Source organism: Pseudomonas sp. BJP69 (assembly GCF_007633355.1).
Classification (GTDB): domain Bacteria; phylum Pseudomonadota; class Gammaproteobacteria; order Pseudomonadales; family Pseudomonadaceae; genus Aquipseudomonas; species Aquipseudomonas juntendi.
In genome coordinates this window covers 2,398,954-2,414,404 of sequence record NZ_CP041933.1, presented here as the reverse complement: position 1 = coordinate 2,414,404, position 15,451 = coordinate 2,398,954, and the positions used below count along the sequence as shown (strand labels likewise).

Here is a 15,451-nt window from a genome sequence, read left to right as displayed (position 1 = left end):
ACTTCGCGGCTGTCGCCTAATGCACCGGCTTGTTCAAGACCGAGCTGGGAGCGGGCGGTACTGCGGCTGCGCAACTGGCCGTTGGCTTCGTATTCGTACTTGAACTCGCCGCGTAGCTTATAGAGGGTTTGCACCAGTACACCGGCCGGGTCGTACTGGTAACGGCGGTGGATCGGGTTGTAGGCGTGCTCAACCAGTGACGAGGTATTGAGGCCGGTGTTGTCCACCTGCGACAGCTTGTTGTGGGACAAGGTCGAGGTAAACTGCCAGGCCTCGCACAGGTTATCGAGGCTCTGCAGTATGTAGTGGCCGCCTTCGGTGCACACCAGGTCCACCTGCTCTTGGATAATGTAGATGTAACTCGCGATATAGGCCTCCGGATACTAAAAAGCTGACTTAGAACGCCCACCCTCAACGAAAAACGCGCAAAGCTTAAAGAATCAGTTCATTAGGAAATTCTCCAACACAATAAATATCGAATAACTTTTTCACCCACTGAACATCGCACACTTTCGATATAGACTCAGCCACCAGCCCTATATCATCCGAAATATATCCTGCAGCATCCGAACTACCAATCAACCCGTATACTTTCTTAAACACATACTCTCGGATATCGCTTACACCCTTTTCATCGCTTTTAGATGAGTATTCAATTTTTTTCAATTCCTCAAATGCACCGGTCCATGCAGAGTCGAAGATGACATCATCGCGCCTATCCAATGCTTCATCCCAATCATGCACACTACACACAACAGCCTCAAAAAAACTATCCTGCTGGATTATGCGCCTCAAATCATCCAAAGAGTCTATTTTCATCTTAGCCCATCCTCTCTAAGCCAATTTTCTATTAAATTGACTGCTGCGCGCGGCGTCAAATTTTCACCAAATACATGGGTTCCGTTCGGCGAAACGACATCAACTTTGTTATGATGCAAATCCTTTTAAACCTCACGATATGCCGCAAAAGGTTGATCATCTGTACCTGGGAAATTGCCTTGCCGAGGCCCGACCGGTCCTCTTTCTGCCTGATGTAGAGGCCAATATTCATGCCCTGGGTTTCCACCTCTAGGTAATCGTGCTGGCCGCGTTTTATCTGGTCTACAAACGGCGAAAAGTCTACCTTTCGACTTTCGCACCGATGGCACATGATGTCCCGATTTGCTCACCACCATACTTTCTCGCACCAACCCCAAAAATCAACTCCTGTGAGGGGGGCTAGACACATAACGATAGAGATTGAAACCTCCATCCAAACCTATCGGATTTGCCCGTGCTTGTTGGGTGGCGCTGTGGATGCTCAGCAAGCGGTCGGCCTCGTCGTACGCGACGTCTTGCCAGGCATCGAGATTGACCTTGGCCATCAGTCGGCCAAGGCCATCACGCTCGAGCTACGTATGCAGCTCTGGGCGTTCGCCGATGAGCCCTCATTGGCCGCAACACCAACAATCAGACTAAAAGACAGGGTCCAATAGCCTCATACCATCACTTTTCATACCTGTTAACAAACTCCGCATAAGCGGCAGGCGTACTTAGGACTTTTGCTGAATTATTCTCCACAACCTCAGCCGTATCATCATCCGTAACAGTGACAAATAGTGTTGGATTTTGCACGACAAACGGATCAAAAAAACGCTCCTTACCAAGCTCTTTCAACACGTTCGTCATGGACAAATATAGATTCTCTCTGAAAGCCGCAATTTCATCGCGCCCAGATGCTTCCCTTAACTCCTTGGATATCCCTTTAAACAGATCGCCGCGCCAGGCTTCATATTCCCACTCTGAGGTAGCCCATTGATAGTAACTACGAGACTCATCGCGATCCTCTTCATCCTCATCCTGAAGCTTTAGCTCCAGTGCCTCAAGAGAATTAGCTGCCATTGCAACTGTCATTGCGCTAGTATCTGTATAAAGGGCGAATGTATAGAAATGCTCACTTGGCCGTGCATCATGCAAATCTTTAATTGCCTGCTTCACAATGGACGAAACTTCAACTTCAAAATTCTTCCAATCCATCATCCTCTCCTAGGAACCACCAAAAATTTCAGCACCAATTTTTTGCAACTCACCCGTCATGGCGAAAGCTTCCTTATTGAAGGGTAAATCTTGAGCCATAATGGCTTTATCCGCCGCTTCAAGCTTGCCTGCAACCAGCTTCGCGTTCGCTATCGTATGACCTTGGTTTTCTGCCCACATCATGGCAGATGTATCGTGCCCAGGATCGATTTTGTATTTAGCCAGCACCGCCCTACTACGCTCTAGGGCTTTTTGCATGCCTGGAGATCGCGCAAAATCACCTTTGAATACTATATGGTGAGCGTGTGGTCGCTCCATTGTCGCCGGTGGACGTGTTTCCGTCTTCTTCGCGTAGTAAGCCCCCCAGTCTTTTCCAGCACACAGCCCCCAAGCATCAGTCCAGGTAACCGGGTTACGTGTGTACTCATAGAAGTTGAAACTCCCCAATAATCCGATCGGGTCTTGAGCGATAAATCTACCAATTTCGGGATCATAGAAACGATACGTATTGTAGTGCAGGCCGGTTTCGTCATCGAAATACTGCCCCTGAAAGCGCAGATTCTGCTCGACCTGCTTGACGGCCAGATCCTCAATCGCCCCCCACGAACGGTACGTCGCCTGCCAAACGATCTTGCCATCGCTGCCCGTCAGCTCCAACGGCGTACCAATCTGGTCAGTATGGAAGTAATAAAGCTTCTGCGCTTGCCCTTCAGCCTGATCAACCCGCGCCAACGGCGCATAACTACCCGGCTCGTAAAGGTACAGGATGTTCTGCCCAGGCGTTTCCTCCCGCAGCATCCGCAAGCCTTGCCACAGAAAGCGCTTCTGTTCGACCTCGCCGTTGATCTCAGCCCGCTTGGCCACCCGCCGCCCAAGGCTGTCGTAACGGTACTCGCCTCGGCTTGCCAGCTTGCCATTGACCAACGTCTCTGCCCGCACCAGCCGGTTCTCGCAGTCGTAGCTGAAGCTTTGCAGCTTGCTATGCCCCGAGCGCTTCTCGATCAGGTTGCCCCACGGGTCGTAGCGGTACTCCTGATCCCGCCACTGTTTGATGCGGTTGTCCTTGACCTTGGCAAACTGCCGCGCATTGAAGTCCAACCGGTTGGCTGCCGGGTCATAACGAAACTCTTCGCTGCCCACCAGCGAGCCGGTATCACGGCTGCGCAACTGGCCGTTGGCTTCGTACTCGTACTTGATCTCACCACGCAGTTTGTCCAACGTGCGCACCAACTCCCCCGCCGGGTCGTACTGGTAACGGCGGTGAATCGGGTTGTAGGCATGCTCGACCAGCAACGAGGTGTTAATGCCGGTGTTGTGCACCTGCGAGAGCTTGTCGGTCGGCAAGGTCGAGGCAAACTGCCAGGCCTTGCGCCCCATGGCGTCATAACCGAAGCAACTGGTGAGCTTGCCCTGGGTGCGGTACACCTCGCGGTGCAGGTCATCGCGCTCCATGTCACTGATGACCTGGCCGTCCAGGTTCAACTGGTGCAAATGGCCGCTGCCGTAGTACAGGTGGTTGACCTTGCGGCCATCTGGCAACGTCAGCGTGGTCAAGTTGCTGAGTACATCGTACTCATAGCCCAAGGCACCGCTCGGGGTCAGTTCCTGTGTCAGGCGCCCTAGAAGATCATTGCCGTGGACAGGTCGAGACCAACCGTAACTCATGCACCAACTGCGAACATCGGTACGCGCTTGGTTTCGTGTCTCCAAACTCTGTAGCTTACCAGTACTGACTCTGCCACATGACACGGAGAGCCGTCGCCGAATACTCTTGAAGAGTACGATTGATCAGCTTACAACCTTATGCGCACCTATCTCACCAACAACTTAATCTCTTTAAATATCGTTGAATTCAGCCCACGTATCATATGTATATTTCTCATCAACCGCTTCAAACCTGACACCCTTCAAACCACTGGCGGCAGCTTTAAATCTCTCACTGCAAAACAACTCCAACGTTTCCTGACATCTAAAAAGATCACCTTCCAATGTCGGAGTCATCACGAAACTCGAAATGCTCTCTATACTCACAGAACCTGGATAAATCGGACTTTCTACCTCTAAACCGGTGACCATGTCTTTTGAGACCTCAAACACCGACTTGCTCTTATCTAGCGCCGCCAGACTTTCACCAGGAATAAATATATAAAACTCATCCTTCCGCGAAGCCCCGCCATATGATATTTCGAGTGGGATAGCCCTGTACTTTGCGCCCACGCCATCGCAAACTTCTAAGAATCTTTTCGACACGTAAGTGTCGCCAAGCTCATAGAAGTCGAAATCCAAATCATTGAGTGGCACTTCAAGACTGGTCAGTTCCAGAGCATACATCTTTTCTATCACCAGCTCCATTGGGTTAATCTCGAAAGCGCCCCACTCAAACTCTTCACAATTAAAAAAACCCGACAATACAGTCGGACAGCCCGCATCATGAGAGTCATAGCGCAGAGCATAATATTTCATACTACTCACAGTAGCCTCCCAGTAACAGAGTCCACTACAAAATTATTATTCATTAGATTTTCTCTTGCGAAATTCTGAATCTTACCAATACCCAACACCAACTGGGTGTCTGAAATTTTTCCAGCGCTGAATGCGTCATTTAGTGCTGACACTTTGGTCTCTATCGCCTTAGTATATCGAGAATGGCTAGACCAATGCCCAGGAAGATCAATTTTTTGCGTCAAACCTTTAGTGCCAGGCAAAAATATACCATTGGATGCCCCGTCATCGTTGAACCCCATTGATCGGAGTCTGTTAAACATTTTTGCATAACGCGGCTTCTTAAGGATCTCTTCCGGAATGAGGTGATGGTTCGCCATCCCATCGCCTTTTTTGGCACCCATGCTATTACCCAGCTTCGTCGAACACCACCCCAGCGGATCGATTTCCTGAACAGGATTTTCAGCATATAAATAGACATTAATTCCACCTGCAAGCCCTATAGGATCCTGGGACAGAAACCGTCCGAGCTCAGCATCATAGAAACGGAACGTATTGTAATGCAGCCCAGCTTCAGAATCGAAATACTGACCTGGGAAGCGCAGATTCTGCTCGACCTGATTGACGACCAGATTCTCTATCGCACCCCATGAACGATACGTCGCCTGCCAAACGGTCTTGCCGTCACTGTCCGTCAATTCCAACGGCGTACCAATCTGGTCAGTATGGAAGTAATAAAGCTTCTGCGCTTCCCCTTCAGCTTGATCAACCCGCGCCAACGGCGCATAGCTACCCGGCTCGTACAGGTACAGGATGTTCTGCCCAGGCGTTTCCTCCCGCAGCATCCGCAAGCCTTGCCACAGAAAGCGCTTCTGTTCGACCTCGCCGTTGATTTCAGCCCGCTTGGCCACCCGCCGCCCAAGGCTGTCGTAACGGTACTCGCCTCGGCTTGCCAGCTTGCCATTGACCAACGTCTCCGCCCGCACCAGCCGGTTCTCGCAGTCGTAGCTGAAGCTTTGCAGCTTGCTATGCCCCGAGCGCTTCTCGATCAGGTTGCCCCACGGGTCGTAGCGGTACTCCTGATCCCGCCACTGTTTGATGCGGTTGTCCTTGACCTTGGCAAACTGCCGCGCATTGAAGTCCAACCGGTTAGCTGCCGGGTCGTAGCGGAATTCCTCGCTCCCGATCAGCGAGCCAGTATCACGGCTGCGCAACTGGCCATTGGCTTCATACTCGTACTTGATCTCGCCGCGTAGCTTGTCCAGCGTACGCACCAGTTCACCGGCAGGGTCGTACTGGTAACGGCGGTGGATCGGGTTGTAGGCATGCTCGACCAGCAACGACGTGTTGATGCCGGTGTTATGCATCTGCGAGAGCTTGTCGGCCGGTAAGGTCGAGGCAAACTGCCAGGCCTTGCGCCCCATGGTGTCATAACCGAAGCAACTGGTGAGCTTGCCCTGGGTGCGGTACACCTCGCGGTGCAGGTCATCGCGCTCCATGTCACTGATGACCTGGCCGTCCAGGTTCAACTGGTGCAAATGGCCGCTGCCGTAGTACAGGTGGTTGACCTTGCGGCCATCTGGCAACGTCAGCGTGGTCAGGTTGCTGAGTACATCGTACTCATAGCCCAAGGCACCGCTCGGGGTCAGTTCCTGTGTCAGGCGCCCTAGAAGATCATAGCTGTAGCCAAGCTTTTCGACGGTGACACCCAACTGCCTGCCTGCAGGTGTAGGTTGACGCTGAATGCTCAACAGCCGGTCAGCGTCGTCGTAACCGAAGTCTTGTCGTGCATCGCCGTTGACTTTGGCCAGTAAACGGCCAATGGCATCGCGCTCGAACAGCGTGCTGCGCTCGGGACGTTCACCACTTTCGCCATAGCCGATTTCGTCGAGGCGAATCAGGTGACCGCCAGCGCGGTAGCTGAAGCGCAGGATCAGGTTGTCGACCCGTGCTACCTCACTCAAGCGGTCCGATACGCATAGACATACTGCCAATGGTTGACTTACGTCCTAATTTTTCAAAAGGTTGAAAGTCGTCACATGCGCTGGCCCTTAAATAGCCAATAAGAGGGTTAGCATAATTAATTTCGAGTGCAGTCTTTAACACTAGACCATAACAAACCTGAAGCTTATCAATTAACCCTACTACCCAACACTGATTTAACCGCGCCAATGTATTTCTTATCTTCATGCCTAAAAACGTCATCACCTTCTAAAAAGTAGGCTTTACATAGATAATCCATCGCTTTCGGATCTGCTTGTTCGTACAGGCACTGACCGAGCCGCAAGAGTACAAAACTGTTGTGAGAACCATCCGCACCACCCATGGCATCAAAAAATTCTTCCGCGGCATCAGCATAATTTTTCAAGTGAAAAATTGCATCCCCAACACTGGCTTTAAGCCAAACAAACGCATCCCACTGCACATATGGCTCGGGCAACTTTATCAACGCAACTCGATAAGCCTCAGCTGCCCTCAAGTACTCTCCTTTATCCATCAATTCGTTACCCTGCTCACTTAGAGCAAGAATTTCGTCATATAGCTGATCTGGCAAATCTTTCATTTTTCTTCATAGCCAGTAAAAAAATCCAGATATTTTTTATCAAACCCTTGAAAGGCTCTCCCCTTACCAAGCTCAAAGGCCTTTTTAAAAAACTTGTAAGCCGATTCTTTTTCATTCGCACCAAGATGAGATGCACCAAGGAGTATGAAACTTGACGTCTCGCGAGGGGGTTTTGTTTGAACTGCCCTAACTGCCCAAACTTTCGCTTCGTCATAGCACTCAAGCTCTAAGTAAAGCCTGGAATAACACTTGGCAATCCAATGAGCAAGATCCCACTGTTCTTTAGGCTCAGGCAGCATATTCCAAGATTCGCCGTACTTCTCCAGCGCAGATTCATAGGCGCCAGCCTCATGCAATAAATTACCCGCCTCTACAATCGCGACAATCTCTTGAGATAACGGCAAATTAATTTCCGACAAATCGTTCATGCACACCTCAATAGCTAAAATATTCATGCGGCCCGATAAAATTATCTGGCGACCTATAAAACTGGTTCAGCCTGGCACCTGCCGACCGATTGAATGAAAAGTGCTCTAACTCATAATTCTTAGAGTCAAGCATCCATTTCCGAACTTCTTTGGACTTGGCACCGAAGAAACCTCCGCGATCATTCCAATAAGTCACCGCATCATACTTGTGCGCCATGTCAGCTTCCGCAACCGAGTACCACTGCTTGTCTGTCGAACTTTTAAACTCCATTTCATTACCGCGACCTCGAATACGCCCCTCTTTTCTCATGGCCTCAATAACTTCTCGACCAGTTTTGCTGGATTTGCCCGGCGTCCTTCCTAAATACTCAGTCCGGCAGCTTAGTCCCCACGGATCAATCCACCCAGTCGAGTTAGGTGCAAATGCATATAAATTAATCCCACCCAGCAAACTTATGGGATCATGAGAAATAAACCTGCCTACTTCTGCATCATAGAACCTTAATGTATTATAGTGCAGCCCTGTTGCAGAATCGAAATACTGGCCCTGGAAGCGCAGATTCTGCTCGACCTGATTGACGACCAGATTCTCTATCGCACCCCATGAACGATACGTCGCCTGCCAAACGATCTTGCCATCACTGTCCGTCAACTCCAACGGCGTACCAATCTGATCCGTATGGAAGTAATAGACCTTCTGCCTTTCCCCTTCAACCTGATCAACCCGCGCCAACGGCGCATAGCTACCCGGCTCGTACAGATACAAGATGCTGTGCCCAGGCGTTTCCTCCCTCAGCATCCGCAAGCCTTGCCAGAGAAAGCGCTTCTGTTCGACCTCGCCCTCGATTTCAGCCCACTTGGCCACCCGCCGCCCAAGGCTGTCGTAACGGTACTCGCCTCGGCTTGCCAGCTTGCCATTGACCAACGTCTCCGCCCGCACCAGCCGGTTCTCGCAGTCGTAGCTGAAGCTCTGCAGCTTGCTGTGCCCCGAGCGCTTCTCGATCAGGTTGCCCCACGGGTCGTAGCGGTACTCCTGATCCCGCCACTGTTTGATGCGGTTGTCCTTGACCTTGGCAAACTGCCGCGCATTGAAGTCCAACCGGTTGGCTGCCGGGTCGTAGCGGAATTCCTCGCTGCCCACCAGCGAGCCGGTATCACGGCTGCGCAACTGGCCATTGGCTTCATACTCGTACTTGATCTCGCCACGCAGCTTGTCCAGCGTACGCACCAGTTCACCGGCCGGGTCGTACTGGTAACGGCGGTGGATCGGGTTGTAGGCGTGCTCGACCAGCAACGAGGTATTGATGCCGGTGTTGTGCACCTGCGACAGCTTGTCAGCCGGCAAGGTCGAGGCAAACTGCCAGGCCTTGCGCCCCATGGCCAGCTTACCGAAGTGATCAATCGCAACGGCGATTCGGTACGCCAGTTCGGCTACGCTGAAAAACTCATGACGCGGCACAGTAACGCTCTGGGCCTGATCTGCGAATACCGCTGGGAGACGCACGACGGCAAACCGCGCGTCGTCGAGCACTGGACCAGCGACGGCGAGCATTATCACTTCCGATACGACTTCGCCCAGCGGACCAGCTGGGCGACCGATGTGCTGGGCCGTGAACTGGAAATCCGTTACAACGAGGATAATCGCGTCATCGGCAGCCGTGACTTCGGCGGTGAATGCTATGGCATGGACTTCGACACCTCCGGCAATCTGGTCGGCATCAAGCTGCCTGATGGCAATCGCCTCGCCCTGAAGTACGACGAATTCTCCCGGCTGATCGAGGAAACCGACCCGCTGGGTCGCAAGATCAGCTACAAGCACTACCGCACCACGCCACTCATCACCGAAACCCGCTTCCCCGACGGCAGCGTCTGGCAGGCGCGTTACGACGAAAAAGGCAACCTGGTTGCCGAGATTGACCCGCTGGGTAACAAGACCCGGTATCTCAACAGCGATGACGGCCTGCCGCACACGATCATCGATGCCAACTTCAAGTCCAAGTATCTGTGGTGGAATGCCTACGCGCAGGTCGAGCGCTTCGAGGACTGTTCGGGCAAAAGCACCTACTACCGCTACGACGAACGCCAGCACCTGGTTGCCGTTACCGATGCGTTGAACCAGACCACTACGCTGGAACGCAAGCCCGATGGTGAAGTGCTTCGTATCAATCATCCGGACGGCACTGCGGAAACCTTTACCTACAATACTCTTGGCCAGGTGCTGAAGCACACCGATGGAAAAGGCCAGACAACCTACCTGCAACGCACCTCGCGCGGCCTGCCCAGCAGTCGCCAGGATGCCAAGGGCGAGTGGATCCGCTACGAGTATGACAAGGCCCTGCGCCTGACCGCACTGGTCAACGAGAACGGCGCGGCCTACCGCTTTGCCTATGACGCGTCGGACCGCCTGAGCGAAGAGGTGCGGGTGGACAACCTGACCCGGCGCTTCAGTTACGACGCCGGTGGTCATCTGGTGCGCCTGGACGAAATTGGCTATGGCGAAAGCGGCGAACGTCCGGAGCGCCATACGCTGTTCGAGCGTGACGCCATTGGCCGCTTGATGGCCAAGGTCAATCGCGATGCACGGCAAGATTTCGAGTATGACGAGGCTGACCGGTTACTGAGCATTCAGCGCCACCCAACAAGCGCGGGTAAGCAGCTGGGCATCACCGATGAAAAGCTAGGTTACATCTACGACCTGCTGGGGCGACTGACCCAGGAACTGACCCCAAGTGGGGCACTGGACTATGAATACGACCCACTTAGCAACCTAACTACGCTGACCCTGCCGGATGGCCGCAAGCTCAATCATCTGTATTACGGCAGTGGGCACCTGCACCAACTGAACCTGGATGGCCAGGTGATCAGCGACATGGAGCGCGATGATTTGCACCGCGAGGTGTGGTGTGTAAATTCCGCACTTGCTACCCGGTTGAGTTATGGCCGATTGCCGTGCAGAAGGCCACGTTCGCCGAAATGGAGCGCTCCGCTTTCAACGGCCACAGCGCCGACCTGGTCGCCCGCCTGAGCATCGATCTGGCCGCCACCGGCGACGCCCTGTTCGGGCAAATGCAAATCGACCGCCTGCGCTTCTTCCTCGACGGTGAAGCAACGCTGATGCTGCATTTGTACGAGCTGCTGTTCAACAACCTCGCCAAAGCGACCCTGAGCTTCCACGACCAAGGCCGCAGGCGCGAAATCGTGCTGCCAGCAGGTGCCCTGAGCGCTGTAGGTTATGGGCGTGACGAAGGCCTGGTGGACTATTCCGAACGCTCGTTCCTGGGCTACCGGCTGTTGCACGAGTATTTCACCTTCCCAGACAAGTTCATGTTCTTCGACCTCGGCGGGTTCGCTCGCCCCCTGAATGGTCAGGCCGTGGAACAGGTACAGGTCAATTTCTATTTCAGCGACTACGACCTGGGCGACCGCCTGGCGCGGCTGAGCCAGAACATCGGGCGCAACAACTTCAAGCTCAACTGCACGCCAATCATCAACTTGTTCCGGCAACAGGCCGAGCCGATCAAGCTTACCCATACGCGGCACGAGTACCCGGTCACCCCCGACACCCGCCTGCACAATGCCGCAGAAGTGGTGTCGATCGATCGGGTACGGCGCGTGCGCAAACTGGGTGGCATCGACCAGGTCGCCACCTGCCAGGCATTCTTCGAGCCGCGTGGCGAGCAAGACCCGCACACCAGCTTCTGGATCGCCCGCCGGCGCAACCAAGGCGATGCCACAGCCATGAGCATCCGCGTGGTCGACCGCGACCTGGAGCTGATAGACGCCAGCAGCGATACCCTCAGCATCAGCCTTACCTGCAGCAACCGCGATGTGCCGCTGATGCTGCCTTTCGGTGGTGAACGCGGTGATTTCAACATCCCGGCCAACTCGGTGATCAAGGACATCCGCTGCCTGCGCAAGCCCACCGCCACCATGCGTGTGCCACTGGGCAAAGGCCTTATCTGGCGGCTTATTGCGCACCTGTCGCTCAACCACCTGTCGCTGGTAAGCCAGGGCCGCGAAGTACTGCTCGAGTTGCTGTCGCTCTACAACTACCGCAACGTCTCGGCCATTCGTAAACAAATCAACGGCATCAAGGCTATCGCCAGCGAACCGGTGGTTGCGCGTATCGGCCACCCGCGGCCGAACTTCGTGCGCGGTGTGGGTATCACCCTGACGCTGGACGAAAGCCAGTTCACCGGCAGCGGTGTGTTCCTGTTCGGCATGGTGCTGGACCATTTCTTCGGCCAGTACTGTTCGATGAACAGCTTCACCCAACTGACGCTGCGTACCCAACAACGAGAAAAGAGAGTCGTCCAATGGCCAGCACGCACTGGCGATCAGCCCCTGGTCTGATCGATCAGGCCCGAGCCGAGCCGCACCGATTCGAATTTTTTCAATTGGTGCGCCTGCTTCGCCTGCACTACAGCCGCACCGGGCGCATGGACCTGGCAACGCGCCCGCACGAAGACCCGCTGCGTTTTCGCACCCAGCTGTCCCTGGCGTTCCCGGCGAGCGAAGTCAGCGACTTGCATTTCGAACGCGAGGGCAAGGTTTCGCCTGCCGGCCGGCCGTTGTCGGAGGTCCAGGTGACCTTCATGGGCCTGGTAGGGCCGTCTGGTGTGCTGCCACGCCCGTACACCGAGCTGCTGCTGGAGCGGCACGTACAGTATCGCGACGATGCTGCGCATGCGTTCCTCGACATGTTTTCGCACCGCATGACCACGCTGTTCTACGAAGCCTGGCAAAAATACAAGTTTCATATCGAACACGAGCGCAACGGCACATCGCGCTTCGACGGCTACCTGCTCAACATGGTGGGGTTCGGGCCCATGGCCCAGCGGCTCAAGTTCGAGCAGCAGCCCACGGCGCTGCGCCGCGAGCTGTTCAGCTACTTTGCCGGCCTGCTCAGCCAGAAGCCACGCAACGCCCTGAACCTGGAGCGCATGCTCGGCTTCTACTTCGCGCTGCCGATCAAAGTCCGCCAGTTCGCCGGGCGCTGGCTGCGCCTGCAGCCGGAACAATGTACCCAGCTGGGGCGGCGCAATGCCCAGCTGGGCCACAGTGCCGTGGCCGGTAACCGGGTCTGGGACTACCAGTCGTGCATCCGCATCGAGCTCGGCCCGCTTGGCCTGGCCGATTACCAACGGTTCCAGCCCGGCACCGCGTGCTACCGCAAGCTGGTCGAGCTGGTGCGCTTCTACCTGGGTGCCGAGCTGGATTTCGAAATTGCCCCGCGGCTCAAGCCCGAGGCTGTACCACCCGCCCAGCTCGGTCGCACAGGCAACCTTGCCCTGGGCTGGCTGGGCTGGCTCAAACGCCCTGGCCGTGACGCGGAGCCATCGCGTTGCGCCGTCTTCCACATTCCTTACGATGGGGTCGCCTTGTGAACCTGAAGTCTTTGTTCGCCAAGCTCAACGAAACCAGCCGCACGGCGACAGAAAGCGCTGCAGCCCTGTGCCTCTCGGAGCAACACTACGACGTGGAAGTCGAGCACCTGCTGTTGCAGCTGCTCGATGCCGGCGACACTGACCTGGCGCCAATCCTGCGCCACTACGATGTGGTCGCCGAGCGCCTGCAGGCGCAACTGGTAACGGCCCTGGGCACATTCAAGAAAGGCAACACCCGCACCCCGGCGCTGTCGCCACATATCACCCGCATGATCGAACAGGCCTGGCTGCTGGCATCGATCGAGTACGGCGTCGCGCAAGTACGCAGTGCCCATCTGCTGCAAGCCCTGCTGGACGATGCCGAACTGCATCGCGTAGTGGTCGCCTCGGCCCCTGAGCTGGAGAAGATCAACCCAGACGACCTTCGCCTGAACCTTGCCGCCCTGGTCGAGGGCAGCGCCGAATCGCGCCACGCCAGCGCCTTGGCTGGCCCAGCGGCACCGGCCCCTGCCACGGGCAAGGCTGGCGGCAAGACCCCGGCGCTGGACCAATACACGGTCAACCTTACCCAAAGTGCCCGCGAAGGCCGCATCGACCCCGTGCTTGGGCGCGAATTCGAGGTGCGGCAGATGGTCGACATTCTCACGCGCCGCCGGCAGAACAATCCGATCCTCACCGGTGAGGCCGGGGTGGGCAAAACAGCCGTAGTCGAAGGTCTGGCCCTGCGCATTGCCCAAGGCGACGTGCCGGCCGTGCTCAAGGATGTGGCACTGCATACCCTCGACCTGGGGTTGCTGCAGGCGGGCGCCGGGGTCAAAGGTGAGTTCGAGAACCGCCTCAAGGCAGTGATCGAAGAGGTCAAGCGCAGCCTGCACCCGATCATCCTGTTCATCGATGAAGCCCACACCCTGATCGGCTCCGGTGGCCAGGCGGGGCAAAATGACGCCGCCAACCTGCTCAAGCCTGCGCTGGCACGTGGCGAGCTGCGCACCATCGCCGCCACCACCTGGGCCGAGTACAAGAAGTACTTCGAAAAGGACGCAGCCCTCGCCCGCCGCTTCCAGGTGGTCAAGGTCGAAGAGCCGGATGAAGACAAAGCCATCCACATGCTGCGCGGCCTGCTAGGCAAAATGCGCGAACACCACAAGGTGGCGGTCATGGACGAAGCGCTGGTGCAGGCAGTGCGCCTGTCCAACCGCTACATCACCGGCCGCCAGCTGCCAGACAAAGCTGTCAGCGTGCTCGACACCGCCTGCGCACGCATCGCCCTGGCGCAAACCTCGCAGCCTGGCGCACTGGAAGACTGCCGTCGGCAGATCGACAACCTGCAAGCTGAAATCAGCGTGCTGGGCGACGAAGCCGGCAAAGGCCACGATCATGCCCGCCGCCTCGGCGAACTGCAGGCTGCCTTGCAAGCCGCGCAGTTGCAGGAACAGCAACTGAACACCCAGTGGCAACAGGAACTGGCACTGGTCGAACAGCTCAAGGCGCTGAGCGCCGCCAGTGAAGCCGACCCCGCGCAGCTCAATGCCCTGCGCAGCGAACTGGCCCGGGTGCAAGGCGACCAGCCACTGGTGCATGCCTTGGTCGACAGTGGCGCCATCGCCCAGGTCATCAGCGGCTGGACCGGTATCCCGCTGGGCAAGATGCTGCGCGATGAGATCGATACCGTTCAGCGCTTGCCTGAACTGCTGAGCCAGCGCGTACTGGGCCAGGACCATGCCCTGCACGAAATCGGCAAACGCATCAAAATTTCCCGTGCGCGCATGGAAGACCCGAACAAACCGATCGGCGTATTCCTGCTGCTTGGCCCCAGCGGCGTCGGCAAGACCGAAACCGCCCTGGCCCTTGCCGACACCCTGTATGGCGGTGAACGCAACCTGATCACCATCAACATGTCCGAGTACCAGGAAGCGCATACGGTATCCAGCCTCAAAGGCTCACCACCGGGCTATGTCGGCTACGGCGAAGGCGGCGTGCTGACAGAGGCGGTGCGCCGCAAACCGTACAGCGTGGTACTGCTGGACGAGGTGGAAAAGGCTCACCCCGATGTACTTGAACTGTTCTTCCAGGTGTTCGACAAAGGGGTGCTGGACGACGGTGAAGGCCGCGAGATCAATTTCCGCAACACGGTGATCATCCTCACCTCCAACACCGGCACCGAGCACATCATGCACACCTGCCTGAATGCCGAGCAGCAGCCCACCCCCGCAGCCATCATCGAAGGCTTGCGCGGTGAGCTGAACCAGGTATTCAAGCCAGCTTTCCTTGGCCGCCTGAGCATCGTGCCGTTCTACCCGGTGCAGGACCAGGTGCTGGAGCGCATCGTCGCGCTCAAGCTCGAGCGCATCGCCAAACGCTTCGCGCGCAACCACCAGGCCGAACTGAGCTACGAACCGGCGCTGGTGAAGGCCATCGCCGCACGCTGCACCGAAGTCGATAGCGGTGCGCGCAACATCGACAACATTCTGTCCCAGACCCTGATGCCCGAACTCGCCCAGCGCGTGCTAGAGCGCATGGCCCAGGGCACGCCCATCGAGCGCCTGGTCATCGAGCTGGGCAGCGATGGCGATTTCGCCTATCGCCTGGCCTGACCCGCACCCGGAGGTTTTTGC

The 15,451-nt window shown here is 56.0% G+C and carries 7 protein-coding genes and 6 pseudogenes; 4 read left to right on the top strand and 9 right to left on the bottom strand.

Translation table 11 applies throughout. From position 1 onward, the window contains the following. Positions 1-62: 62 nt before the first annotated feature. The 9 genes and pseudogenes from FPB55_RS11105 to FPB55_RS26560 form a co-directional block, all read right to left on the bottom strand. Positions 63-275: pseudogene (locus tag FPB55_RS11105) on the bottom strand (sugar-binding protein); the annotation flags it as partial. 157 nt (positions 276-432) lie between these two features. Beyond that, positions 433-819: a hypothetical protein gene (locus FPB55_RS11100; RefSeq protein WP_009681724.1), complete on the bottom strand. Its 387-nt coding sequence runs from the start codon at positions 817-819 to the stop codon at positions 433-435. Positions 820-1,485: 666 nt separating this feature from the next. After that, the gene (locus tag FPB55_RS11095; protein WP_009681722.1) at positions 1,486-2,016 is read right to left on the bottom strand and encodes a DUF4303 domain-containing protein; all 531 of its coding nucleotides are present in this window, start codon (positions 2,014-2,016) and stop codon (positions 1,486-1,488) included. Positions 2,017-2,025: 9 nt separating this feature from the next. After that, positions 2,026-3,645 (bottom strand): annotated as a pseudogene (locus FPB55_RS11090) (RHS repeat-associated core domain-containing protein); the annotation flags it as partial. A 207-nt stretch (positions 3,646-3,852) separates the two neighbouring features. Then, on the bottom strand, positions 3,853-4,479 hold the full coding sequence (locus FPB55_RS11085; RefSeq protein ID WP_165944178.1) for a DUF1629 domain-containing protein: 627 nt from the start codon (positions 4,477-4,479) through the stop codon (positions 3,853-3,855). A gap of 5 nt (positions 4,480-4,484) precedes the next feature. Continuing rightward, positions 4,485-6,431, bottom strand: a pseudogene (locus tag FPB55_RS11080) (RHS repeat-associated core domain-containing protein); the annotation flags it as partial. Between the two features lie 158 nt (positions 6,432-6,589). Beyond that, entirely contained in the window at positions 6,590-7,021 is a 432-nt protein-coding gene (locus tag FPB55_RS11075; protein ID WP_009681916.1) for a tetratricopeptide repeat protein, read from the bottom strand. Beyond that, complete coding sequence (locus FPB55_RS11070) at positions 7,018-7,449, bottom strand: hypothetical protein (RefSeq protein WP_009681917.1); 432 nt, start codon at positions 7,447-7,449, stop codon at positions 7,018-7,020. The genes FPB55_RS11075 and FPB55_RS11070 overlap by 4 nt, the downstream gene beginning before the upstream one ends. Before the next feature lie 7 nt (positions 7,450-7,456). Then, positions 7,457-8,830, bottom strand: a pseudogene (locus tag FPB55_RS26560) (RHS repeat-associated core domain-containing protein); the annotation flags it as partial. On the opposite strand from FPB55_RS26560, the pseudogene FPB55_RS11060 reads away from it, so the two are divergent. The 4 genes and pseudogenes from FPB55_RS11060 to tssH form a co-directional block, all read left to right on the top strand. Then, positions 8,825-10,351, top strand: a pseudogene (locus tag FPB55_RS11060) (type IV secretion protein Rhs); the annotation flags it as partial. The pseudogenes FPB55_RS26560 and FPB55_RS11060 sit on opposite strands and share 6 nt — an antisense overlap. Next, positions 10,345-11,802: pseudogene (gene tssF, locus FPB55_RS11055) on the top strand (type VI secretion system baseplate subunit TssF); the annotation flags it as partial. The pseudogenes FPB55_RS11060 and tssF, both read left to right, overlap by 7 nt. Then, positions 11,766-12,836, top strand: a complete 1,071-nt coding sequence (gene tssG, locus FPB55_RS11050; protein WP_009686740.1) for a type VI secretion system baseplate subunit TssG — start codon at positions 11,766-11,768, stop codon at positions 12,834-12,836. The pseudogene tssF and the gene tssG, both read left to right, overlap by 37 nt. Next, positions 12,833-15,430, top strand: a complete 2,598-nt coding sequence (gene tssH / locus FPB55_RS11045; RefSeq protein ID WP_029887850.1) for a type VI secretion system ATPase TssH — start codon at positions 12,833-12,835, stop codon at positions 15,428-15,430. The genes tssG and tssH overlap by 4 nt, the downstream gene beginning before the upstream one ends. Positions 15,431-15,451 lie beyond the last annotated feature (21 nt).

Bases quoted from the DNA above. Each gene is read 5' to 3' on its own strand.
- tssG (WP_009686740.1), top strand. From the start codon at position 11,766: ATGGCCAGCACGCACTGGCGATCAGCCCCTGGTCTGATCGATCAGGCC.
- FPB55_RS11085 (WP_165944178.1), bottom strand. From the start codon at position 4,479: ATGAAATATTATGCTCTGCGCTATGACTCTCATGATGCGGGCTGTCCG.
- FPB55_RS11100 (WP_009681724.1), bottom strand. From the start codon at position 819: ATGAAAATAGACTCTTTGGATGATTTGAGGCGCATAATCCAGCAGGAT.
- FPB55_RS11095 (WP_009681722.1), bottom strand. From the start codon at position 2,016: ATGGATTGGAAGAATTTTGAAGTTGAAGTTTCGTCCATTGTGAAGCAG.
- FPB55_RS11070 (WP_009681917.1), bottom strand. From the start codon at position 7,449: ATGAACGATTTGTCGGAAATTAATTTGCCGTTATCTCAAGAGATTGTC.
- FPB55_RS11075 (WP_009681916.1), bottom strand. From the start codon at position 7,021: ATGAAAGATTTGCCAGATCAGCTATATGACGAAATTCTTGCTCTAAGT.